This window comes from Streptomyces sp. NPDC102259 (assembly GCF_044766465.1).
Taxonomy (GTDB): Bacteria; Actinomycetota; Actinomycetes; order Streptomycetales; family Streptomycetaceae; genus Streptomyces.
Map to the genome: position 1 here is coordinate 275,323 of NZ_JBIWMA010000004.1, position 22,206 is coordinate 297,528.

Consider the following 22,206-nt stretch of genomic DNA (forward strand, 5'->3'; position numbering starts at 1 on the left):
TCGGGGATGATCGCAGAGGCGTACGAGCGGACGCACCGGAGTTTCCCGTGCGCCGCCCGGGCCCCGAGCAGCCGACCCCGACCCTCACGGTGTGGTCCGTCGACGTCCGCGCCCGCCTCTGGCGCTTCGAACAGGCACCCGACTGGAGCGTCCTCTACGCAGAACTGGCGCTGGCCCCGCTGGGCGGGACGGCCGCGGGCCTGGCCCTGTGGGCCGTGTTCGCCCGCCTCGCAGACCGCCGTCTCAGAGGGTCACGCTGAGCCCCTCAAGACCCCGGATCACGAAGGCCGGCTTGCGCCGGGGCTCCGCCGCCAGGGCCAGGGTGGGGGCCCGTTCCAGCAGTGCCGTCATCGAGGCGGCGAGCTCGATCCGGGCCAGCGGGGCGCCGATGCAGTAGTGGATGCCCGCGCTGAAGGAGATGTGCGGGTTGTCGGCGCGGCTGAGATCGAGCCGCTCCGGGTCGGCGAAGACGGCCGGATCGTGGTTCGCCGACCCGAAGAGCATGGCGATCTCGGCCCCCCGGGGCACGGTGGTCCCGTCGATCTCGATGTCGTCGAGCACCCACCGCTCGAAGAGCTGGAGCGGAGTGTCGTACCGCATCAGCTCCTCGACGGCCGTCGGGACGAGCGAGTGGTCGGCGCGCAGCGCGGCCAACTGCTCCGGGTTCCTGAAGAGCGCCCACCACCCGTTGACGGTGGCGTTCACGGTCGCCTCGTGCCCCGCGTTGAGCAGCAGCACGGCGGTCGAGATCATCTCCTGCTCGGTGAGCCGGTCGCCCTCGTCGTGCGCGGCGATGAGACCGGAGATGAGATCGTCGCCGGGCTCCTTGCGCCGCGCGGCGATGAGCTCCAGCAGATACTCGGAGAACTCGACGGAGGCCCGCACCGCCCGCGCCGCGGTCTCCTTCGACGGGCTGAGCTCGTACATCCCGCAGATGTCCGCCGACCAGGGCCGCAGCGGCCCCCGGTCCGACTCCGGGATGCCGAGCATCTCCGCGATCACGGCGACGGGCAGCGGCTCGGCGACATCGCTGAGCAGATCGCCCCCGCCCGCCTCCACCAGCCGGTCCACCAACTCCCCGGCCAGCCGCCGCACATACGGCTGCAGCCGCTCCACCGTGCGCGGGGTGAACGCCTTCGACACCAGCCGCCGGATCCGCGTGTGGTCGGGCGGCTCCAGGTCGAGCATCCCGTGATCGTTGAGCGTGTGGAACGGCTCCTGCTCGACCGGGGGCGCCGTCCGACCGAAGTCCTCGTGCGTGAACCGGTGCTGATACGTCCGCCCGAGCCGCCGCTCCCGCAGCAGCGCCGACACATCCGCGTGCCGTGGCACCAGCCACTGGTCGGTCGGCTCGTAGTAGATCACCCGCCCCCGCTCCCGAAGCTCGGCATAGGCCGGGTAGGGGTCCGACACGAACGCGGGATCCCAGGGGTCGAAGGAGAGAGCGTCAACTACTGCCATGAACGGACGCTAGCCGGTGAGCGGGCTCCTGACCAGGGGGGCTTCGCTGCGCGGGCCCCGTCGGCGTCGTCCCCCGCGAGGTGCGGCCCGCGCGCCCCTCCCTCAACGGGCGGGTGGCTGGATCACCGTCGGGCCGCCCCGGTGGGGTGTGGGGACATGGCGGGCGGCCGGTTCGGGCAGCGCGTCGACACAGGCCTGCGAACAGGCGTTGACCAGGAGTGGCAGTACGTCGGTGGCGACTGTCGACGAGATCCAGACCTGCTCCGGACCCGACGGCGGCAGCGGTCCCGCGCAGACGCTGCACGCGTGGAACGCGTCGGGCAGGGACGCCGACGACGCGAGCGAGGGAAACGGCAGACGCGTCTTGTAGTTGCCGTAGACCGCCCGTGTGCTGACGGTGCTGCGGCGCAGGTTCGGACACCTGGTCAGCTCGTACGGGAACCAGTGCAGCCGGTACGAGGTGTACGGACTGAACTCCTCCAGGCTCTCCATCTCGCCGATCTCCGGCGGGATCCGCACAAGGTTGCTGCCGTACAGCACCAGGTGCCGCACCCTCTTCAGCCTGCCGATGTCCGGCGGCAGCGTGACGACCTCACGCCGCTCCTGCGCCGTCAGCTCCACCAGCGGCTTGAACACCTCACGCCCGTCGGCCGCCGCCTCCTCGATCAACTCGAGGAGACGCCGCCAGCCCGGCGCGGAGGTGTCCTGGCGCTCGGTGTGAAAGCGCATGTCCCCCGGCGGCCCGCCCGCCCGCCTCCCGAGGCATCCACACCGGTCCCGGTCGGGCGCGGTCCCCGCCGGACCCACGGCATCGGCCCACCGGTTCGCGAACACCCTCGGTTCCCCACCCTCAGTCATGCCTCCCAATCTACGGACCGGTCGGTCCAGGCGTTCGTGCCTTCATGAGTCCGCCGCCCGGGCCCCTTCGGTGACATACAGCCGGACCACGTCGTCAGCGGCTTCCCAGAGGGGATTCCGGGGCCGTGCGGGGGGCTGCCAGCACGCTTCCTCCTGCGGGAACGGAAGGCAGTGGCCGGCCGCGCGGCTGCGTCTGGCCCATCTGCGCCAGCGGGCTTCGCGCGGGTCCGGCAACCGCCATACGTACGGGTCCGGAGTCCGTGCCTCCGGGATCGTGTCCCGCTCCCGGCCGTGCGCCGCGGAGGCGTCCTTGTGCCGCAGCCCGGCGAGCGCCTCATGAATCCGCCGGAACATAGGCCTTCCCCGGACTTTCCACGAGCGTGAACCGGGCCCACACGCACTTCGTGTGCCGCTGCTGTACGTGCCCCCAGGCACCGGCCAGCCGCTCGACGAGCGCGAGGCCGCGTCCGCCCTCGTCGTCCGGGCCGCAGGCGCGAGGCGCGGGCAGTCGGTCCCGGTCCGGGTCGTAGACCTCCAGGAACAGGTACGGCCCCTGGAGATACAGCGTGACCCCGACCTGGGCGTGGGACACCCGGCAGTGGGTCACCGCGTTGGTCACGAGCTCGTTCGCCGACAGGGTGACGGCGTCGGCGAGTTCGCCGCCGACACCCCAGTCCGCAAGAACCTTCCGGACCTGATTCCGGGCGACTGACACGTGTCTTCTGTGCTTGGGGATGCGGAAGGTTTCGGTTTCGGGCATGGGGGTGCCGTACCTCCTGACGTCTCGTCACGATGCGCTGGTCCGTGGCGCCTGCTCGAAGGTAGGACTGGATTTCCGACTCGTACAACCACAACCACTGAATACATGCAGGCGTCTCACTCGATCGCGTGATGCAGCCGTGGGGTTGCCACCTGATGTGACATGGTTTTCGGATCAGAGGGGAGAACTCATGCCCGCAGGTGGACGGCCGACGGTACGCAGCAGGCGCCTGGGCTTGGCACTCAAGAGGTTCCGGCAGGCGGCCGGCTTCGACCAGCCGCAGGCCGCCGAGCTCATCGCGTCAAGTCAGGCCAGAATCAGTCGCGTCGAGAGCGGGCATGCGACCCCTCGCGTCATCGAGGTGCGGCTTCTGCTGGACGCGTACGGCGTCGCCGACTCGCAAGTCCGCGAAAAGCTTGAGGATTTGGCCAAGCACTCGAAGAACCGCGGCTGGTGGCTCGAACACGCGGAACATCTGCGACCGGACTACTTGGACCACATCGCGTTGGAGGACGACGCGACCTACATCCGCCAGTGGCAACCGGCGCTGGTGCCCGGACTCCTACAGACCCCGGCCTACGCGGAGGCGATCATCGCAGCGGGCCCGGACTACGTCGCCCCGGACGTGCTCGCACAACTGGTGAAGGTACGGGAGGCCCGCCAGACGAAGATCGGGGAGGGCGGAGCCTCGTATGCCGCCATCTTCTGGGAGACAGCGGTCGTACACCCCTTGGTGAGCGCCGAGACCCATCGGGAACAACTGTCCTCGATCCTCACGGTCGCGAAGAGAAAGAACATCACTGTGCAGGTGCTGCCGCTCAGCGCGGGCGTCCTGGTGGCTTCGATTCCCGCCTTCTCCTCCTTCAGCTTCGACTCCGAACCGACCGTCGAGGCCGTGACGATGGAGAACCTGCGGGGCACGTCCGTGCTTGAGGCACCGGAGGATCTCGCGGCTTACGGCAATGCGTTCGACCTACTACGATCGGCAGCACTGTCACCCGAGGCAAGCGCGCGACTTATCCGGGACGTGCTGCGGAGCATGAAGGAAGTCTGATCGTGACCGAGGCTGTGGGCCCCTTTCGGAAGTCGTCCTATTCCGCTCAGCAGGGCGACTGCGTCGAGGTCGCGCCCACAGCCACCGGCGGCCGTGCCGTCCGTGACAGCAAGGAGCCGGACGGGCCGCTCCTCGCCGTCTCCGGTGAAAGCTGGCGCGCCTTCGTCCAGCAGTTCTGAACGAGACCGAGTACCGCGCGTACCTCCACAGCCAGCGCCGCGCCGTACCGGGGCCTCGTCCCTCATGACGGCCTGGCACCGGGCGATGCGGGCGCTTCACGGGGAGCGGGACCCGTCGAGCGCCCTGATCCGATGGATCCGCCGGACGAATACCACCGGGTGGCCGCCGACCGCGTGTCCTAGCCCGGGGTCACCAGCCGGGCCTCGTACGCGAAGACCGCCGCCTGGGTGCGGTCTCGCAGGCCCAGCTTGACCAGGATCCTGCTGACGTGGGTCTTGATGGTCGACTCCGCGACCACCAGCCGGCCGGCTATCTCCAGGTTCGACAGGCCCTGGGCGATGAGGACCAGCACTTCCGTCTCCCGCTCGGTGAGGTCGCCGTACGCCGCCTGCGCGGTCGCCGACAGGCGCGGGGTGTCGGACAGCTTGGAGAACTCCGTGATCAGCCGCCGGGTGACGGAGGGGGCGAGGAGCGCTTCGCCTGCCGCCACCACCCGGACTCCGTCGGCCAGTTGGCGGGCCGACGCGTCCTTCAGAAGGAAGCCCGAGGCACCGGCGCGCAGCGCCTGGTAGACGTACTCGTCCAGGTCGAAGGTCGTCAGTACCAGGACCTTCGCCGAGTCGTCCGCCGCCACGATCTCCCGCGTCGCCTCGATGCCGTTCAGCTCCGGCATGCGGATGTCCATCAGGACCACGTCGGGCGCGAGTTCGCGGACGCGGTCGACCGCCTCCCGGCCGTTGACCGCCTCACCCACGACCTCGATGTCCGGCATCGCGTTCAGCAGGACGGAGAAGCCCTCACGCACCATCATCTGATCGTCGGCGATCAGTACTCGGATCGTCATGCGCCACTCTCACTCGCGGCGGGCACCGGCAGGAACACCGTCACCTCGTAGCCGCCCGTCGGGGTCGGCTCCGCCGTCATCTCGCCGTTCAGCATGCTCACTCTCTCTCGCATCCCCGTGATGCCGTGGCCGGCGCCGGGCGAGGGCTTGATCAGGGACGGGTTCGGCGGTGCGTCGTTCGCTATCCGCAGCCCCAGGCCGCCCAGCACATAGCCGATCTCCACCCGGGCGCCCGCCCCGGGAGCATGGCGCAGGGTGTTGCTCAGCGCCTCCTGGACTATCCGGTACGCCGACAGCTCCACGCCCTGGGGCAGCTCGCGCACCGCGCCGGTGACCGTCTTCTCCACGTGCAGGCCCGTCTCCCGCACGTTGGCGATCAGCCCGTCCAGTTCGGCGAGCGTGGGCTGCGGGGCGTCGGGGACCTCGTAGTCCTCGGCGCGGACCACGCCCAGGACCCGGCGCAGCTCCGTGAGGGCCGCCACCGCGTTCTCCCGGATCGTGGCGAAGGCCTTCTCCAGCTCCGGCGGCGGGTTCTCCACCCGGTAGGGGGCCGCCTCGGCCTGGATGGCGACCACCGACATGTGGTGGGCGACCACGTCGTGCAGCTCACGGGCGATCGTGGTGCGCTCCTCCAGCAGGGTGCGCCGGGAGCGCTCGTGCGCGGTCACCGTCTGCTGGGCCGTCACCTTCTCCTCGGCCTGCCGGCGGATGTGCCACACAGTGACGGCGAGCAGGATGATCGCCGAGAAGACCAGCATGGGGGCGGTGTTCGTGTAGTAGTAGCCCCCGCCGAAGACGGTCTCGGCGACGAAGCCGTAGGCCGCCGTCAGCATCCACATCCACGCCGCCGTGCGCGGGCGGGTGCGTATCGCCACGACCGTCAGCACGATCAGGTGGGCGGCGAAGCTGCCCGGCAGCCAGGGCCAATCGCTGTAGGTGGTGCCGATGATCGCGACGACGGTGGCCCCCGCGAGCGACAGCCAGAACGCGCCGACCGGCCGCACCAGCGTCAGCAGCACCGGGGCCAGGGCGAGCAGGCCGATCGGGAGACCGAGGCCGCTGCCCTGGGCGTCCGTCCAGGCGATCAGCATCGCCAGGGCGCCGGCCGCCCCGACCACCGCGTGCCGGGACCAGGCGACGTACTCCCGCCTGCGTCCCTTGAGGCGGCCCAGGGCGCGGCCGTCGGGGTGCTTGCGGGGCAGCGGGCGGTAGGCGAAGGCGTCGTGGAAGAGGTCCTCCCACAGGCCGCGCAGGGCGGTCACGGCCGCCCGGAACTCCGGGCTCCGCGGCCGGTAGGCCTCGTAGGAGTCGTCCGGGTCGTCCGGGCGCGTGGTGTGCGTCTGCGTCGTCTCTGTCACGTTCAGAACGGTAGGCCGAGGGAGGGGTCCCGGTCGTCACCAGTGAGAGGGGTTCGTACGGATCCCTCTCAAGTACTACGGGTCCGCCAGGGCTGCGCCGAGGCCCCACCAGGGCGGCGTCCCTCAGTACCCCGACGGTCTCACCAGGCCCGACTCGTACGCGAACACCGCCGCCTGGGTGCGGTCCCGCAGCCCCAGTTTCACCAGGATGCGGCCCACGTGCGTCTTCACGGTCTGCTCGGCCACGAAGAGGTGGTCGGCGATCTCCGCGTTGGACAGGCCCTGCGCGATCAGTGTGAGCACCTCCGTCTCGCGCTCGGTGAGGTCGCCGACCCGCTCCTTCAGCGGGGCTCTGGGCTTGCCGTCGAGACGGGAGAACTCGGCGATCAGTTTGCGGGTGATGACCGGCGCGAGCAGGGCGTCGCCGGCCGCCACCACCCGGACCGCCTCGGCGAGCCGGTCCGCGGAGGCGTCCTTCAGCAGAAAGCCGGACGCCCCGGCCCGCAGCGCGTCGTACACGTACTCGTCGAGGTCGAAGGTGGTGAGCACCAGCACCTTGATGTGCGGGTGCGCGAGGGTGATGCGATGCGTGGCGTCGATGCCGCCGAGCTCGGGCATGCGAATGTCCATCAGCACGACGTCCGGGGCGAGTTCGTCGACCTTGGCGATGGCGTCCAGGCCGTGCACCGCCTGCCCGATGACCTCGATGCCCGGATGGGCGTTGAGCAGCACGGTGAAGCCCTGCCGGACCATCTCCTGGTCGTCGGCGATCAGTACGCGGATGGTGCCGCCGGTCGTCATGGGGTTCCTTCTCCTGTCGGGGGCGGGGCGCCGCCCGCGTCGTGCGCGTCGTCCAGGTCGTCCAGGTCGTCCAGGTCGTCCAGGAAGATGAGTTCGAGGCCCTCGGGGGTGCCGGGATCGGCGTGCGAACCATCGCCGGGCGTGGCCGCGCCGTCCCGCGGGAGGAACGCCGACACCGCGAAACCGCCGTGCAGGGTCGGGTAGGCGCGGACATGGCCGCCCAGCATCACCGCCCGCTCGCGCATCCCGAGCAGACCGTGCCCCGCCCCCGGGGAGGACGCTACGGGTTCACGCGGGCGGGAGTTGGTGACCTCCAGGTACAGGCCCCGGGCATGGTGGGTGACCTCCACCCGCACCTGGGAACCCGGCGCGTGCCGCAGGGCGTTGCTGAGCGCCTCCTGGACTATCCGGTACGCCGACAGCTGCACGCCCGGCGGATACACGGGCGCCTCGCCCTCGACGGCGGCGACCACGTCCAGCCCCGCGGCCCGGGTGTTCTCCATGAGGGCGTCGAGGCGGTCGAGCGTGGGCTGCGGGGTGTCCGGGGCGGCTCCGGTGCCGGCCGCGCCGAGTCCGTAGGGGTCCTCGGGGTTCTCCGAGCGCAGCACCCCGAGCACCCGGCGCAGTTCGGCGAGCGCCTCCAGGGCGTTCTTGCGGATGCCGGCGAGGTTCTCCTTCAGCTCCTCGGACGGGTTCTCCACCAGGTGCGGGGCGACCTGGGCCTGGATGGAGATCACCGACATGTGGTGGGCGACCACGTCGTGCAGTTCGCGCGCGATCCGGTTGCGCTCCTCCAGCAGCGTGCGGCGGCCGCGTTCCTCGGCGGTGATCGTCTCCTGTTCGACGAGCTGGGTACGGGCCTCGCCGAGACCCCGGAAGGCGGTGCCGACGAGCACGACGGCCCCGAAGATCACGACCGCGGTGACCCCTGTCGAGGTGTAGGTCGCCCCGCCGATCAGGCCCTGGACGACCCAGGTCGTCAGGGCGGTGGCGGTCAGCGCCGCCAGGGACACCCGGGGGCGCGCGCGGAGCGCCACGAGCAGGAGCACCAGGAGATGGGCGACGATCTCCGAGGCGTTCCAGGGCCAGTCGGGTCCCGGCAGCGGGTGCCCCACCAGAGTCGGTCGCGCGGCCACCGCGGCGACGACGACGCCGGCCAGGGACAGCGCCCACGCGGGCACCGGCCGCCACAGGGCGAGCACCACGGCCGCGCCCTGTGCGAACCCGGTCAGGACCGACAGCTCCGTGCCCAGACCGTAGCGGCCCATCTGATCCATGCCGGCCAGCGCGATACCGAGGGCGATCCAGCACCCCACCACATAGCCCGGCAACCGCAGCCACCGCAGCACCCGCCGGCCCGGCCACCGTCTGCCGAGCCGCCGGCGCGGGGCGCCGCCGGTCGAGCGGGACGCGCCGAGGGCATCGGGGAAGGAGGCGCGGCGGGCCGCGCGGCCGGTGGGTGCGACGGCGGCGCGGTCGGGTGGGGTGCTGCCCTCTACAGAGGTCTCCTCGCCGTTCACGGGCTCAACCCTAGGCATTGGGGGCCGCCTTCGACTCCGTCCGGCCAGAACGGTGGTGGACGCGGATCACCCGGGATCTGCGGCCCTCGGAACGGCGTGGCCCGCGCGGCCCGCGTTCACAGGCGTGGAACGCCGCCCAGCACACCCCCAGCGCCAGGGTGAAGACCGGCAGCCACAGCAGCCGGGCCGCCACCCATTCCAGCCCGTCGGGAACCGTGTGCAGACCGGGCAGCCGGCCCGCGAACAAGCCGGTCGCGGTGGTCGCCATCATGGCCGTCTGGTGCCAGAGGAACACCGTCATCGCCGAGAGGTTGACCAGCGCGACCGCCGCCCAGGCCACGGGCCGCCGCATGGCCCGGCGCAGCCGGTCGCGCAGCAGCAGGGCCAGTCCGCACTGGGCGAGACCGAACGTGACGGCGGCCAGCGTCGGCGGGTTGAGGTTGGACACCGCCGCGCCCGGCACGCCCACCATCGACGCCGGGTATCCGGCCCAGCCGACGAGCAGCGCCGTCCCCACCGCCCCGCCGACCAGCAGGAGTCGGCCCGCGCGGGGCCGCTCCAGCTCGCCGCGGGTCCAGGCCGCGCCGACGGTGTACGGCACCAGCCAGCCCGCCAGCACGTTCACCCAGCCCAGCCAGGACGGGCCGCCCAGGCCGAAGCGCACCAGGTCCACATGGAGGACGACGGCCAGCGGCCACAGCGGGTTGAGCCGGACCAGCAGCGGGGTCGCGGCCGTCAGCACGGCGAAGACCAGCAGGAACCAGAGGGGGGACAGGGCCAGTTTGACCACCGTGTGCACGGTGACGAAGGACGCGCCGCCGAGCAGGAGGCCGACGGCGGCGACGGTCCACACAGCCAGCACGGCGGCGACCGGGACGAACAGCCGCGCCAGTCTGGTTCTCAGCCACGCGCCGTAGGTCCCGCCCCGTGCACGGGCCGAGGCGAGGCTTCGGGTCGCCACATGGCCGCCCACCATGAAGAACACGGCGAGGGTCTGGAACATCCACGACACCGGGGCCAGCCAGGGCATCGGCCCCAGCGGGCTCGCGGCCCGCAGGGTTCCGCCGTCGGCGACGAGCGCCGTCACCAGCCAGTGGCCAAGGACGACGCCGAGGATCGCCAGGGCCCGCAGGGCGTCCACGGCCCGGTCGCGCTGCGGCGGTGTGGCGGCGTCGATCCGGGCGGCGGCCCGCCGTATCCCGAACAGCGCCCGCCCCTGTGACCCACGAACCGTTGCCGCACGCTCCCGTGTCTCACGCACCGCTGCCGCACGCTCCCGTGTCCCACGCTCCCGTGTCTCACGCACCGGTGACCTCCGAGGTCTCGCCGAGGACGATCCGGGCGATGTTGGCGAGGGAGGGCGAGCCCGGCCTGAAGTAGTCGCTGTGGCCGCCGGAGCCCGCCGCGAAGACATGGGCGCCGAACGACGGGGACAGGGGATCGGCGCCGAAGCCGACCGTCGTGCCGAACAGGTCGGCGCTGACGTGCGGAACGTCCGCCACCCAGTCGTCGGCGCCCCGTGCCGCCCAGATCCGGGCGCGGGTACGCAGGTCCGCCGCCGACTCCGCACCCGTGCCCGGACTGCCGAGGAGGACGAGATCCGTCACGTCCAGATGCGGGGCGGCGCGGCCGCACACGACCGTGCCGTACGAGTGGCACAGGAGGGTGAACCGGGAGCCCGGTGCCGTGACAGAGCGCAGCCCACGCAGGAACTCCCGCAGGTCCGGGGCCGCTTCGTCGGCGCGGTCCGGGGTGATCACGGTGGCGCTGACCGTGCCGGGGGTGGTGTAGCCGAGCCAGGCCACCACCGCCGTACGGGAGCCGGCGCCCGGCTGCCCGGAGAGGCGGTGGTGCAGGGCGGCCGCTCCCGCGCGGAAGCGTCCGAAGGTGTCCAGCGAGGTGTCGGAGCCCGGTACGAGGACGGCGACACGGTCGGCGTGGGCGAGGTCCCCGAACACCTCGACCGCCCGGCCGGAACCCCGGCCGTCGAAGGAGAGCAGTCTGCGGGACGGGGCGGCCAGCTCCCGCTCGGCGGCGGCACGATGCCGGTCCCCGTGGGCCGCGGCCATCCGGGACGCCGTTACGACGTTGGCCCGGTTGGCGGCGTACGCCTTCTCCAGCGTCGCCGCCGTCAGCGGGGCGAGGGCGGCCGGGGCCGGAGCCGGGATCCGCGGCCGGGCCGCTGCCGCCGTGAGCGGGACGACCACGGCGGCGGTGACGAGGACGGCCGACAGGGCACGGAACCAGTGCCGCCCCCCACGCGTTTCCCTCACACGGCGCCACCACCCGCGAAAACGAACCTCCGCCATCCCGCCCCTCCCCCGCCAGTGCGCCCGGTCATCGGGCCTTTCTGGCTTGGAAGTTACGGATCAGCGCTCGTCGTTCGCGTCCCGCTGAGGAGCTCTTCTTCGACGTAGCTCTCAGGTACTACGGGTACGACCTAGGGGACTTCACCCCGCCACAGCGGGGTCACGGCTACCACGCCAGTTGCGCGATCTCCTCCGCCACCACCGCGCACGCGTCCGCCGCCGGGTCGATCAGCGGGAAGTGGCCGACGTCCTCCAGGAGGGTCAGGCCCACCACCTCCCCCGCCTTCGCCGCCGCGTCCGCGTACGCCTCGGCGACCGCCTGCGGGACGACCAGGTCGGTGCGGCCCTGGACCAGGGTCGTCGCGACACCGGTCGGCAGCAGCAGCGCGGGGTCGGCGTACGGCCGTCGCTCCACGAAGTGCTCCTCGCCGCCCAGGAGTTGGCGGGCCGATCCGCCGCACACGTCCAGCTTCTCGGCGACCTCGAAGTCGGCGATCGGAGCCAGCGCGACGACACCCCGCAGCGAGGCCGAACCCCCGGTGCGCCAGGGCGCGGCGGCGGGCAGCACATGCCGGGCCGCCGCCCACAGGGCGAGGTGGCCGCCCGCCGAGTGACCGGTGAGCACCGTGCGGCGGGCGTCGGCCTGCGGCACGGCCTCCCGGACGAGGGCGGGGAGCGCGTCGAGGGCCGCGGCGACGTCGTCGAAGGTGTCCGGCCAGCGTCCCGCGATCAGGGATGTCCCCTCCGGGTCGGGGCTGTCGGCGCCCCGCCGGTACTCCACGTTGGCCACGGCGAAGCCGCGCTGGGCCAGGAAGCCCGCGAAGGGCGTGATGTGCCGCCGGTCGTACGGCGCCCGCCAGGCCCCGCCGTGCAGCACGACGACGAGCGGGACGGACCCGCCCGGCCCGACCTGTGCTCGCGGCACGTAGAAGTCGATCACCTGGTCGGGGTGATCGCCGTACGCCGTGGTGACATCGGGCTCGACGGGCGGATGCGCGAAGGCCGACGCCTCCTCGGCGGCGGCCCGGGCTGCGACAACGTCGTCCGGCATGCTCCAACCTCTCAGCGGCGAAACGGATTTGGCGGACCAGGTGAGAATTCGGCCGTTGGCCGGGACGGTATCAGGCCCGTGACGTGCGCGGACACGCGGATGTCACGCTCGGTGAGAGGCAAACGGTCCAGGTAAACGGTTCTGCTGTTCCGCCGCCCCCGCAGGCCCGCCCGCCGGGAAACACCCTGGGCGTACCCCTAGTACGCCCAGGGGACCCGGCCGGTTCAGCCGACCGGGTCCGGCAGCCGGGTCCGCCGGCCGGGTGACCGCCGGGTCAGCGCAGTTCCTCCGCCAGCACCCGCGCCGCCCGCTCCACGTCGGCGAACCCGACGTACAGCGGGGTGAAGCCGAAGCGCAGGACGTCCGGGCGGCGGAAGTCGCCGACGACCCCACGTCCGATCAGCCGTGCCATGACCTCGCCGGCCTCCTCGCACCGCAGCGCCACCTGGCTGCCGCGCTCCTCATGACGCACCGGAGTCAGCGACTCGACCCGCCCCTCGGGGACGTACGCGGCGACGCATTCCAGGAAGAAGTCCGTCAGGGCCAACGACTTCGCCCGCACCGCCTCGACCGAGACCCCGTCCCAGACCTCGAGCGCCGCCTCCAGGGCGAGCATCGACAGGATGTCCGGAGTGCCGACCCGCCCGCGCGGGGCGCCCGCCGCCGGCTCGTACGTCTCCCGCATGCCGAAGGGCTCGGCGTGCGAGTTCCAACCGGGCAGCGGTGAGTCGAACCGGTCCTGGAGGCCGTGGCGGACGTACAGGTACGCCGGTGAACCCGGGCCGCCGTTCAGGTACTTGTAGGTGCAGCCGACCGCGAGGTCCACGCCGTGCTCGTCGAGACCGACGGGCAGGGCGCCCGCGCTGTGGCACAGGTCCCAGACGGCGATCGCGCCCGCCGCGTGCACGGCGGCGGTGAGCGACGGCAGGTCGTGCAGCCGCCCGGTGCGGTAGTCCACGTGGTTGAGCAGCACGGCGGCCGTGCGCTCCGACAGCGCCGCCGGCACCTCGGCCGGTGTCACCGCACGCAGGGTGCGGCCGGTGAGACGGGCCGCGGACTCGGCGATGTAGCCGTCCGTGGGGAAGGACGTCGCGTCGACGAGGATCTCGTCCCGGGCGCCGTCCACCAGGCGTACCGCGCCCACAAGTGCCTTGAAGACGTTGACGCTCGTCGAGTCGCCGACCACGATCTGCCCGGCCGCCGCGCCCACCAGCGGGGCGATCAGGTCGCCGATCCGCTCGGGCGCCGTCCACCAGCCGCTCTCGTCCCAGGAGCGGATCTTCAGCGCGCCCCACTGACGGCGGACGACGTCCTCGACGTGCCCGGGGACGGACCGCGGCAGCGCGCCCAGCGAGTTGCCGTCGAGGTAGACACCGTCGTCGAGAAGGAACTGGGCACGCTTGCCCGCCAGTTCGTCGCCGCCGTCCAACTCCTTCGCCTTGACGGCGAGTTGCTCGATGTCGGGTCGCTCAGACATGGGACCTGGCCGTCCACAGCTCGGGGAACACGTTCTTCTGCGCGCGCTTCTCCAGCCAGGCCACGCCGGCCGAGCCGCCCGTGCCGGCCTTCGCGCCCATCGCGCGGCGGGTGGCGACGAGGTGGTCGTTGCGCCAGCGCCACACCAGCTCGGCGACGTCCGTCAGCGCCTCGCCGAGGCGCGCGATCTCGTCCCCCTCGTCGCCCGCGTACACGGCCGTCCAGACCGCCTCGACCTCCGCCGAGGGCTCGTACCGGCGCGAGATGTCACGCTCCAGGACGGCCGACGGGATCGCGTGACCGCGCCGGTCCAGCAGCCGCAGCACCTCGTCGTACAGGCTCGGCTCGTGCAGCGCCTTCTCCAGCTCCGCGTGGACGCGGGGCGCGCCGCGGTGCGGGACCAGCATGGACGCGGACTTCTCACCGAGCAGGAACTCCATGCGGCGGTACATCGCCGACTGGAAGCCGGAACCCTCGCCGAGCGCGGAGCGGTACGAGTTGAACTGCGCCGGGGTCAGCTGCCCGAGCGGCCGCCAGGACGCGTTCAGCGCGTCCAGCTCGCGGACGGAACGCTTCAGCGCGTCGATCGCCACCGGCACCCGGTCCTGGCGGAGCGCCTGCGCGGCGGTCTCCCACTCATGCACGATGACCGTGAACCACAGCTCCATGACCTGGGTGGTGACCAGGAAGACCATCTCTCCGGGATCGTCGGAGAGGGTGTGCTGGAGGTGGGTGAGGACGTCCGCCTTGACGTAGTCCTCGTACGGCGTCGTGCCGGCGAAGTCGAGATGCGGGGTCTCGGGCTCCGAAGCCTCTTGGGGCTGAGCCTGCTGGGACATCGCTGTCTCCTGATGTGTACTCCGGGTAGCGGTCCGCCCCTGCCGTTACCGACACGGGGGCCCCGGTCCCCACCGGCACATACTGCGCAATGGTGTCCCAAAAACGCAAGGCCCGCCTGGTCACACCAGACGGGCCCCGCAAGAACACCAGGTGGACGGCTAACCCAGGGTCTGGGCCGCCGTCGGCGAGGAGTCCTTCAGGAACTGCGAGCAGCGCTCCCACTCCGCCTGCTCACCGATCGACTGCGCGGCGCGGGCGAGGCCGTGCAGGGCGCGCAGGAAGCCGCGGTTCGGCTCGTGCTCCCACGGCACCGGGCCGTGGCCCTTCCAGCCGTTGCGGCGCAGGCTGTCCAGGCCGCGGTGGTACCCCGTACGGGCGTACGCGTACGACTCCACCACGCTGCCCCGCTCGAACGCGTCGTCGGCGAGCTGGGCCCAGGCCAGCGAGGACGTCGGGTACTTCGCGGCGACGTCGGCGGGCGCCGTACCGTTCGCGAGGAGCTCGCGCGGCTCGGGGTCGTCGGGGAGGTGGGTCGGGGGCGGACCCCCGAGGAGGTTTTCGTGAAGGGACATGCGTCCAGTCTGCGCCATCCGCGGGCCCTCGGCCCCAGCCCACCGGGCAAACCCGGACAACCGTCGCCCGGGGCCCGGCTAGGACAGCCGCCCCTTCGTCCGCTCCCCCTCCAGCGGCGGCGCCAGCACGCTCCCGTGCGTCCTGCACTCCGGCCTGCGGCAGCCCGGGGCCGGGCGGCGCACCGTCGCGAAGGCGACCACCGCGCCCACCACCAGCACCGCCGCGCACAGCACCATCGCCCGCTGGAACGCCTCGTCGAAGGCGCTGGCCGAGCGGTACGCCTCCGAGCTCATCCCGGTCAGCAGGGGCAGCGCGGCCACGGCGACGAGACCGGCCGCCCGGGCCGCCGCGTTGTTGACGCCGCTGGCCACCCCGGCCCGTGCGACGTCCACGGAGGCCAGCACGGTCGCGGTGAGCGGGGCGACCAGCGCGACCATGCCGCAACCGAGCACCAGGACGGCGGGCAGGACGTCGGTGGTGTAGGACGCGCCGGGCCCCACCCGCAGCATCAGGAGCATCCCGGCGGCGCACAGCAGCGGGCCGACCGTGAGCGGGATCCGCGGCCCGATCTGCTCGGCGAGTTCGCCGGAGCGGGCGGACAGCAGCAGCATCAGCACGGTCGTCGGCAGCAGCGCCGTGCCGGCGCCGAGGGCGGACCAGCCGACCACGACCTGGAGCTGGACCGCGGACAGGAAGAAGAAGCCGCCGAAGGCCGCGTACACGCACAGGGTGACCAGGTTGACGGCCGTGAACTGGCGGGACGCGAAGATGTCGAGCGGCAGCATGGGATCCGGGCGGCGGCGCTCCACCGCCACGAAGGCGACCCCGGCCAGCAGTCCCGCGACCGCCGCCCCCGTGACGACCCCTACGGGTCCGCTCCGGGCCTCGATCAGCGCATAGGTGACGAGGGCGAGCGCCAGCGCGCCCAGGAAGGCGCCCAGCACGTCGAAGCGCCCCTGCGGACGCCCTGCCGCGCCCTCGGAGGCGTCCCCGGTCACCGTCCCGGTCGCGCTCGAGCGGACGGGCCGCCCGTCCGACTCCGGCACGTGCCGCAACGCCACCGGCACGCACACCACCGCCAGCGGCACGTTCAGCAGGAACACCCACCGCCAGCCCGGACCGTCCACCAGCCAGCCGCCCAGGAACGGTCCCACGGCCGCCCCCATGCCACCGAACCCGGACCACAGGCCCACCGCCCGCCCCCGGTCGTCGGGGTGGAAGGAGGCCTGGATGAGCGCGAGGGAACCCGGGGTGAGGAGCGCGCCGCCGACCCCCTGCAACGCCCGGGCGGCGACCAGCACGCCCGGGTTCGGGGCGATCCCGCAGAGCAGCGAGGCGACGGCGAACCACACCACCCCGACCACGAACACCTTGCGCCGCCCGTAGCGGTCGCCCAGGGAACCGCCGAGCAGGATCAGCCCCGCCAGCGTCAGCAGATACGCGTTGACGGTCCACTGGAGGGCGGCCAGGTCGGCGTCCAAGTCGCGGCCGATGCGCGGAAGGGCGACGTTGACGACGGTCGAGTCCAGCAGGGCCATGCTGGAGCCGAGCACTGTGGTGAGCAGGATCCACTTGCCCCGCGGCGAGGCCAACCGGACGTCAGGCATGCCCCCAGGTATACAGCGAGCCCGGCGCCGTAGACAGACGCCGGGCTCACCCGTACCCGTAGTACCTCCTGGGTACCTCCAGAGATCCGGGGGTACTCCAGTGGCGCCTTCGGGGACTACTTGATCTTCTGGCCCGCCGAACGCAGGTGCTGCGTGGCCTCGAGAACCCGCGCGGCCATGCCCGCCTCGGCCAGCTTGCCCCAGGTCCGCGGGTCGTAGATCTTCTTGGAGCCGACCTCGCCGTCGACCTTCAGGACGCCGTCGTAGTTGCGGAACATGTGGTCGGCGACGGGACGCGTGAAGGCGTACTGCGTGTCCGTGTCGATGTTCATCTTGACGACGCCGTTCTCCAGCGCGGTCGCGATCTCCTCCGGGGTGGAGCCGGAGCCGCCGTGGAAGACGAAGTCGAACGGCTGGGAGCCGGCCGGCTTGCCGTACTTCGCGGCGATGCCCTCGTTCAGCTCCTTGAGCAGGTCGGGGCGGAGCACGACGTTGCCCGGCTTGTACACGCCGTGGACGTTGCCGAAGGACGCGGCCAGCAGGTAACGGCCCTTCTCGCCCAGGCCCAGCGCCTCGACGGTGCGCACCGCGTCGTCGACCGTCGTGTACAGCGAGTCGTTGATCTCGTGCGAGACACCGTCCTCCTCGCCGCCCGTCGGGGTGATCTCCACCTCGAGGATGATCTTCGCGGCGGCGGTGCGGGCGAGCAGCTCCTGCGCGACGGCGAGGTTGTCGGCGAGGGTCTCGGCCGAGCCGTCCCACATGTGGGACTGGAAGAGCGGGTTGCGACCGGCCTTCACGCGCTCCTCGGAGATCGCGAGCAGCGGACGCACGAACCCGTCGAGCTTGTCCTTCGGGCAGTGGTCCGTGTGCAGCGCGACGGTGACCGGGTACTTCTCGGCGACGATGTGCGCGAACTCGGCGAGGGCCAGCGCGCCCGTCACCATGTCCTTGCTGTACTGGCCGCCCGCGAACTCGGCGCCACCCGTCGTGATCTGGACGATGCCGTCGCTCTCCGCCTCCGCGAAGCCGCGCAGTGCCGCGTGCAGGGTCTGGCTCGAGGTCACGTTGATGGCCGGGTAGGCGAACTTGCCTGCCTTCGCCCGGTCGAGCATCTCGTTGTAGACCTCGGGGGTTGCGATGGGCATCTGTCCGCTCCTTGGTATCTGCGGGTTGGCGATCTGTCGATCTGCGTACTACGGCCCTGACCTAGACCTGGGGTGCGACGTCATCGTCGGCCCCATCTTTCCAGACCTGGGCGAATGGTCCATGCCTGGTCCACGCCCCGGTCAAGTGCAGGTCAATACGGCCCGTCAGTCCAGACCCAGTTCATCCTTCGAGAAGGCGAACAGGTACGGCACGCCCGCGCCCTCGCGGATCTTCTCGTCGGCGCCGGTCGCCCGGTCCACGATCGTCGCCACGGCCACGACCTCGGCGCCCGCCTCCCGGACGGCCTCCACGGCCGCGAGCGGCGAGCCGCCGGTGGTGGAGGTGTCCTCGACGACCAGGACGCGTCGGCCCTTGATGTCCGGGCCCTCGACCCGCCGCTGGAGCCCGTGCGCCTTCGCCGCCTTGCGGACCACGAAGGCGTCCAGCCGCCGGCCGCGCGCGGCGGCCGCGTGCAGCATGGCGCCGGCCACCGGGTCGGCGCCCATGGTCAGACCGCCCACCGCGTCGAAGTCGAGCTCGGCGGTCAGGTCGAGCAGCACCTGCCCGACCAGCGGAGCGGCCTCCCCGTCGAGGGTGATGCGGCGGAGGTCGATGTAGTAGTCCGCCTCCAGACCCGACGACAGGGTCACCTTGCCGTGCACCACGGCCTTGTCCTTGATCTGCTGCAGCAGCACGCCACGTACGTCCGTCATGCCCCTCAGCTTAGAGCCGAAGCTCAGAGCCGACTCCAGCGCCAGGTGGTGGTGGCCTCCAGCGGCTCCAGGGGCGTGACCAGGCGCGGGAGCGTGTTCAGGCCGTCGGGCGGGCCGGTCTGCGGCTCCACGCACACGGCCGCCTCCTGCTCGTCGTAGACGACGACCCACTCCTCGGGGCTGGTCACCCTCAGCTCCAGCCGGCCCGGCCAGGTGAGGCCGACGTCGACACCGCCGGGCATGCCGAAGCAGTCGTCCCAGGGGCCGGGCTTGCGCTCGACGCGGTTGCCGGTCGGCAGATGGTCGTCGCCGCGCTCCTCCTGCCACGCGGGGTCGAAGGAGACCCGCACGTCCTGGTCGTCGGGGCCGCCCAGGTTGCGGTTGAACCAGGGATGCCAGCCGATCTGCGCCGGGAAGGACGAGCCGTAGGTCTCCACGGCCATCGCGAGGGTCAGGGTGTCCTCGGTCAGCGTGAACACCTGGGTGACCAGGCCGGGGTAGGGCCAGGGCGCCACCAGGTCGTACGTCAGCACGGCCTCGGCGGCGGTCCGCCGCGCCACCTTCCAGGCACCGTCGCGGACGGTGCCGTGGATGGCGTTCGGCGCCGCGTTGAGCGGCATCTGGTGGACGGCGCCGCCGTCCCGGAAGCGGCCGTCGCGGATCCGGCCGCACCAGGGGACCATCGGGAAGCACCCGAAGCGCTCTCCCTGACGCAGCAGTTCGAGGCCGCCGACGCGCAACCCACCGACCCGGCCGCCGTTGCCCGGCTGGACGGTCACCTCCGCGTCGCCCGCGGTCAGCGTGATGTCTTCGTAACTCACGGGACGACCCTACTGGGGCGATCGGACCGGGGCGGTGGCGGACCGGCCGAGACGCCGCGCGGGGAACCGGGCCGCGTCGGCGGCCTCGAACCGGGGCGGTCCGGTAGGCGTGCCCGCGTCGCCGTGCGGCGTCCCCTCCGCCCGGCGGCACGGCCTCGCGCAGGCCGCCGGCCGGACGTCGTGACGCCCAACCTGCTGTCGGCGCCGCCTGTTTCCGGCCTCAGCCGCGTCGGCGCAGTGCCCTGCCCACCACGATCGCCGACGCCACGACCAGCGCGGCAGCCGGAGCGGCCCACCGCAGTGTGCTGTTCGGTACGACGGTCTGCGGGGCCGGGACCGGCGCGTAGCGTCCGCGCGGCGGGGCGTGGTCCACCTCCTCGGCGCTGCGCCCGATCATCGTCCGGCGCGCGTGCGCGGCCTCGGCGGGCGGCTCTCCGGGCCCCGTGAGGTCCTCGAGCCCGGCGGGCGACACCTCCGCCTCGAAGACGGTCCCGGGGGCCGGCGGTTCGTCGACGTCGTCGACCTCGTCCACGTCATCGGCAGCCTCGTTCACGGCGTCCGCCAGGTCCACCTCCACGGCTTTCACGGCTTCCACTGCTCCCGTGGCCTGCGTGGCTCCCGTGGCTTCCGTGGCCAGGTTCGTCGCGAAGCGGTTCAGCAGGCGGGTGACCGTCGACTCCACCGCCTCCGGCGGCAGCTCCGCGATCCGGCCGTCCGCCGACGCCGTCCCCTCGAAGCGGAGCGTCGTGCCCGCCTCGGTCTCCCGCAGCCACAGCGTGAGGATCGGTTTCACCACCCCGCTGCCGCGCACCTCGGTCGCGTCGCCCTCCACGGCGTACGCACCGTCCTCGCGCGGCGAGACGCGTACGACGCCCCGGTACGTGATGGTGTGGCCGCCGACCCGCACCTTCAGCCGCCCCGCGACGGGCTCGGTGCCCGCGTCCTGCTGGAGTCCGGGGACCGCCCGGGCCACCAGCGCCGGATCTGCGAGGGCCGCCCTCAACCGCTCGGCCGGAACCGGAACGAACACCTCTTGCTCCATGACATCGGAGCCTACCCAGCGGGCGCTGGAAAGCACCCGGCGAAACCGGGAATCGACTCCGCCGGGCTCCGGCCGGTGACAGGCCCCCGGCGTCGGGTCAGTACCGCGGGTGCACCAGCGTCGAGGGCCGCAGCCCCGTCACCCGGGTCGCCTCCGCCGCCCGCGCGTCCGCCGTCAGCTCCGCCTGGGTCAGGGTGCGCGGCGGCTGCACCTGCCGGTCAAGGCGCAGTGGCGGGCGGGTGTCGGCGGTGGCCAGGACGAAGCCCCAGTCGCGGGGGGCCCGGGAGCCGCCGGCGCTGCGGCCGGGGCCCGCGGTGAGGCCGGTGCCGCTGCCGTCCACCCGGTAGGGGGCGGTGTGCAGGCCCGCCGCGCGCATGGTCGCCTCGACCGTCCAGAACGCGCGGGACCGGCCGGCGACCGGGCCGGCGTGCACGACGAGGCGACCGCTCGGGGCGAGGACGCGGCGGGCGAGGCCGTAGAACTCCTGGGAGTAGAGCTTCGTGCTCGCCGTCATGCCGGGGTCGGGCAGATCGGCGACGACCACGTCGTACGTCGACGGAGGGGCCCCGCGCAGCCACTGGAAGGCCTCCCCCGTGACGACGTGGACGCGCGGATCGCCGTAGGCGTGGTCGTTGAGGCGGGACAGGGCCGGGTCGGTGCGGGCCAGCCGGACCAGGCCGGGATCGAGCGCGACGATGTCGACGCGGCGCACTCCGGGGTGGTCGAGGGCCTCGCGGGCGGCCAGGCCGTCGCCGCCGCCGAGGATCAGCACCCGCGCGTGCGGACCGCTGATCGCGGGCTGGACCAGGGCCTCGTGATACCGCCGCTCGTCGCGGCCCGCGAAGCGGAGACGGCCGTCCAGGTAGAGGTCGAGGGGCCGGCCGTCGGTCCCGCCGGTGAGGACGATCTCCTGGACGCCGGTGCGCACCGCCACGCGCACGTCGTCGCCGTACACCGCCTGCCGGGCCGCTCGTTCGAAGTCGTCGACGAGGACGGCGGCGGAGGCGAGGACGCCGAGGACGGTGATGTTGGCGACGAGCAGCAGACAGCGGGCCCGGCAGGTGAGGTCGCGCCGGAAGAGGCCCAGCACCAGGGCGGCCCCGGCCACCACGTTGACCCCGCCGGTCAGCAGCGAGCTGGTCAGCTGGCCCAGGAACGGCAGCAGCAGGAAGGGGAAGGCGAGGCCGCCCACCAGCGCGCCCACGTAGTCCGCGGCGAACAGGTCGGCCACCGCGCCGCCCGCGTCCTGGCGGCGGATGCGCTGGATGAGCTCCATGAGGAGGGGCACCTCGGCGCCGATGAGCACACCGATGGCGAGGGAGAACGCGACGAGGAGCACGCGGGGGCCGTGGGCCCACAGGCCGCCCCAGTCGCCGGTCCAGGCGAACACCGCGTAGAGCGACATGGCGCTGCACCCGCCGACCAGGGCGAGCGTCGTCTCCAGGGCGCCGAAGCCGGCCGCGGCGAACCGGCGCAGCCGTTTGGCGGCGAGGGAGCCGATGCCCATCGCGAAGACCATGACGGACAGCACGACGGAGGCCTGGGTGACGGAGTCGCCCATCAGGTAGGAGGCGAGTGCGACGAGTTCCAGTTCGTACACGAGACCGCAGGCCGCGCAGACGAACACGCACGCGAGGACCAGGAACCGCCCGGTGGCCGGCCGGACCGGAAGCCGCGCGGGCCCGTGCGGGGGCGGCTCCCGGTCCGGCCGGACACCGGGCAGGGCCGGCGCATGCGGTTCGATCACGACTGCGACGTTACGTCACGGCACGGGTACCCTTCGTCACCC

At 72.5% G+C, this 22,206-nt stretch carries 22 protein-coding genes; 3 read left to right on the forward strand and 19 right to left on the reverse strand.

Going from position 1 to position 22,206, the window contains the following annotated elements; genetic code table 11:
- The first annotated feature begins 47 nt into the window (after positions 1-47).
- Positions 48-260: a hypothetical protein gene (locus tag ACIRPU_RS13095; RefSeq protein WP_403865701.1), complete on the forward strand. Its 213-nt coding sequence runs from the start codon at positions 48-50 to the stop codon at positions 258-260.
- Here ACIRPU_RS13095 and ACIRPU_RS13100 read toward each other — a convergent pair.
- From ACIRPU_RS13100 to ACIRPU_RS13110, 3 genes are all read right to left on the reverse strand, one after another.
- Complete coding sequence (locus ACIRPU_RS13100) at positions 244-1,461, reverse strand: cytochrome P450 (protein ID WP_403865704.1); 1,218 nt, start codon at positions 1,459-1,461, stop codon at positions 244-246. The two genes, ACIRPU_RS13095 and ACIRPU_RS13100, sit on opposite strands and share 17 nt — an antisense overlap.
- 102 nt (positions 1,462-1,563) lie before the next feature.
- On the reverse strand, positions 1,564-2,190 hold the full coding sequence (locus ACIRPU_RS13105) for a leucine-rich repeat domain-containing protein (RefSeq protein ID WP_403865707.1): 627 nt from the start codon (positions 2,188-2,190) through the stop codon (positions 1,564-1,566).
- 463 nt (positions 2,191-2,653) lie between these two features.
- On the reverse strand, positions 2,654-3,079 hold the full coding sequence (locus ACIRPU_RS13110; protein ID WP_403865710.1) for an ATP-binding protein: 426 nt from the start codon (positions 3,077-3,079) through the stop codon (positions 2,654-2,656).
- A 190-nt stretch (positions 3,080-3,269) separates the two neighbouring features.
- Between ACIRPU_RS13110 and ACIRPU_RS13115 the strand changes: the two genes are divergently transcribed.
- Complete coding sequence (locus tag ACIRPU_RS13115) at positions 3,270-4,133, forward strand: helix-turn-helix domain-containing protein (protein WP_403865713.1); 864 nt, start codon at positions 3,270-3,272, stop codon at positions 4,131-4,133.
- 2 nt (positions 4,134-4,135) lie between these two features.
- Complete coding sequence (locus tag ACIRPU_RS13120; RefSeq protein ID WP_403865716.1) at positions 4,136-4,312, forward strand: DUF397 domain-containing protein; 177 nt, start codon at positions 4,136-4,138, stop codon at positions 4,310-4,312.
- A gap of 179 nt (positions 4,313-4,491) precedes the next feature.
- Here the strand turns inward: ACIRPU_RS13120 and ACIRPU_RS13125 are convergent, their stop codons facing one another.
- From ACIRPU_RS13125 to ACIRPU_RS13200, 16 genes are all read right to left on the reverse strand, one after another.
- Complete coding sequence (locus ACIRPU_RS13125) at positions 4,492-5,157, reverse strand: response regulator (protein ID WP_403865719.1); 666 nt, start codon at positions 5,155-5,157, stop codon at positions 4,492-4,494.
- Positions 5,154-6,515 (reverse strand): sensor histidine kinase, encoded by a 1,362-nt coding sequence (locus tag ACIRPU_RS13130; protein WP_403865722.1) that lies wholly within the window; start codon positions 6,513-6,515, stop codon positions 5,154-5,156. The genes ACIRPU_RS13125 and ACIRPU_RS13130 overlap by 4 nt, the downstream gene beginning before the upstream one ends.
- 123 nt (positions 6,516-6,638) lie before the next feature.
- Complete coding sequence (locus ACIRPU_RS13135; protein WP_384116860.1) at positions 6,639-7,316, reverse strand: response regulator; 678 nt, start codon at positions 7,314-7,316, stop codon at positions 6,639-6,641.
- Positions 7,313-8,836, reverse strand: a complete 1,524-nt coding sequence (locus tag ACIRPU_RS13140) for a sensor histidine kinase (protein WP_403865726.1) — start codon at positions 8,834-8,836, stop codon at positions 7,313-7,315. The genes ACIRPU_RS13135 and ACIRPU_RS13140 overlap by 4 nt, the downstream gene beginning before the upstream one ends.
- 10 nt (positions 8,837-8,846) lie before the next feature.
- Positions 8,847-10,034: an acyltransferase gene (locus ACIRPU_RS13145; protein ID WP_403866252.1), complete on the reverse strand. Its 1,188-nt coding sequence runs from the start codon at positions 10,032-10,034 to the stop codon at positions 8,847-8,849.
- A 100-nt stretch (positions 10,035-10,134) separates the two neighbouring features.
- Positions 10,135-11,145: an alpha/beta hydrolase gene (locus tag ACIRPU_RS13150; RefSeq protein ID WP_403865729.1), complete on the reverse strand. Its 1,011-nt coding sequence runs from the start codon at positions 11,143-11,145 to the stop codon at positions 10,135-10,137.
- Between the two features lie 166 nt (positions 11,146-11,311).
- Positions 11,312-12,196, reverse strand: a complete 885-nt coding sequence (locus ACIRPU_RS13155; protein ID WP_403865732.1) for an alpha/beta hydrolase — start codon at positions 12,194-12,196, stop codon at positions 11,312-11,314.
- A 274-nt stretch (positions 12,197-12,470) separates the two neighbouring features.
- Positions 12,471-13,673 (reverse strand): kynureninase, encoded by a 1,203-nt coding sequence (gene kynU, locus ACIRPU_RS13160; protein ID WP_403865735.1) that lies wholly within the window; start codon positions 13,671-13,673, stop codon positions 12,471-12,473.
- The gene (locus tag ACIRPU_RS13165) at positions 13,666-14,511 is read right to left on the reverse strand and encodes a tryptophan 2,3-dioxygenase family protein (protein ID WP_355702589.1); all 846 of its coding nucleotides are present in this window, start codon (positions 14,509-14,511) and stop codon (positions 13,666-13,668) included. The genes kynU and ACIRPU_RS13165 overlap by 8 nt, the downstream gene beginning before the upstream one ends.
- A gap of 159 nt (positions 14,512-14,670) precedes the next feature.
- On the reverse strand, positions 14,671-15,084 hold the full coding sequence (locus ACIRPU_RS13170) for a DUF3151 domain-containing protein (protein ID WP_403865739.1): 414 nt from the start codon (positions 15,082-15,084) through the stop codon (positions 14,671-14,673).
- A 78-nt stretch (positions 15,085-15,162) separates the two neighbouring features.
- Positions 15,163-16,692 carry an MFS transporter gene (locus ACIRPU_RS13175; protein WP_403865742.1) on the reverse strand — a complete coding sequence of 510 codons (1,530 nt, stop codon included), beginning with the start codon at positions 16,690-16,692 and terminating at the stop codon, positions 15,163-15,165.
- 116 nt (positions 16,693-16,808) lie between these two features.
- A complete protein-coding gene (gene fbaA, locus ACIRPU_RS13180; RefSeq protein WP_403865745.1) occupies positions 16,809-17,840 on the reverse strand; it encodes a class II fructose-bisphosphate aldolase in 1,032 nt (343 codons plus the stop codon).
- Positions 17,841-18,005: 165 nt separating this feature from the next.
- Positions 18,006-18,554 (reverse strand): orotate phosphoribosyltransferase, encoded by a 549-nt coding sequence (gene pyrE / locus ACIRPU_RS13185; protein ID WP_351766945.1) that lies wholly within the window; start codon positions 18,552-18,554, stop codon positions 18,006-18,008.
- Between the two features lie 23 nt (positions 18,555-18,577).
- The gene (locus ACIRPU_RS13190; protein ID WP_403865748.1) at positions 18,578-19,375 is read right to left on the reverse strand and encodes an aldose 1-epimerase; all 798 of its coding nucleotides are present in this window, start codon (positions 19,373-19,375) and stop codon (positions 18,578-18,580) included.
- Positions 19,376-19,595: 220 nt separating this feature from the next.
- On the reverse strand, positions 19,596-20,417 hold the full coding sequence (locus ACIRPU_RS13195) for an SRPBCC domain-containing protein (RefSeq protein ID WP_403865751.1): 822 nt from the start codon (positions 20,415-20,417) through the stop codon (positions 19,596-19,598).
- 97 nt (positions 20,418-20,514) lie between these two features.
- Entirely contained in the window at positions 20,515-22,164 is a 1,650-nt protein-coding gene (locus ACIRPU_RS13200; protein ID WP_403865754.1) for a polyamine aminopropyltransferase, read from the reverse strand.
- Positions 22,165-22,206: the final 42 nt, after the last annotated feature.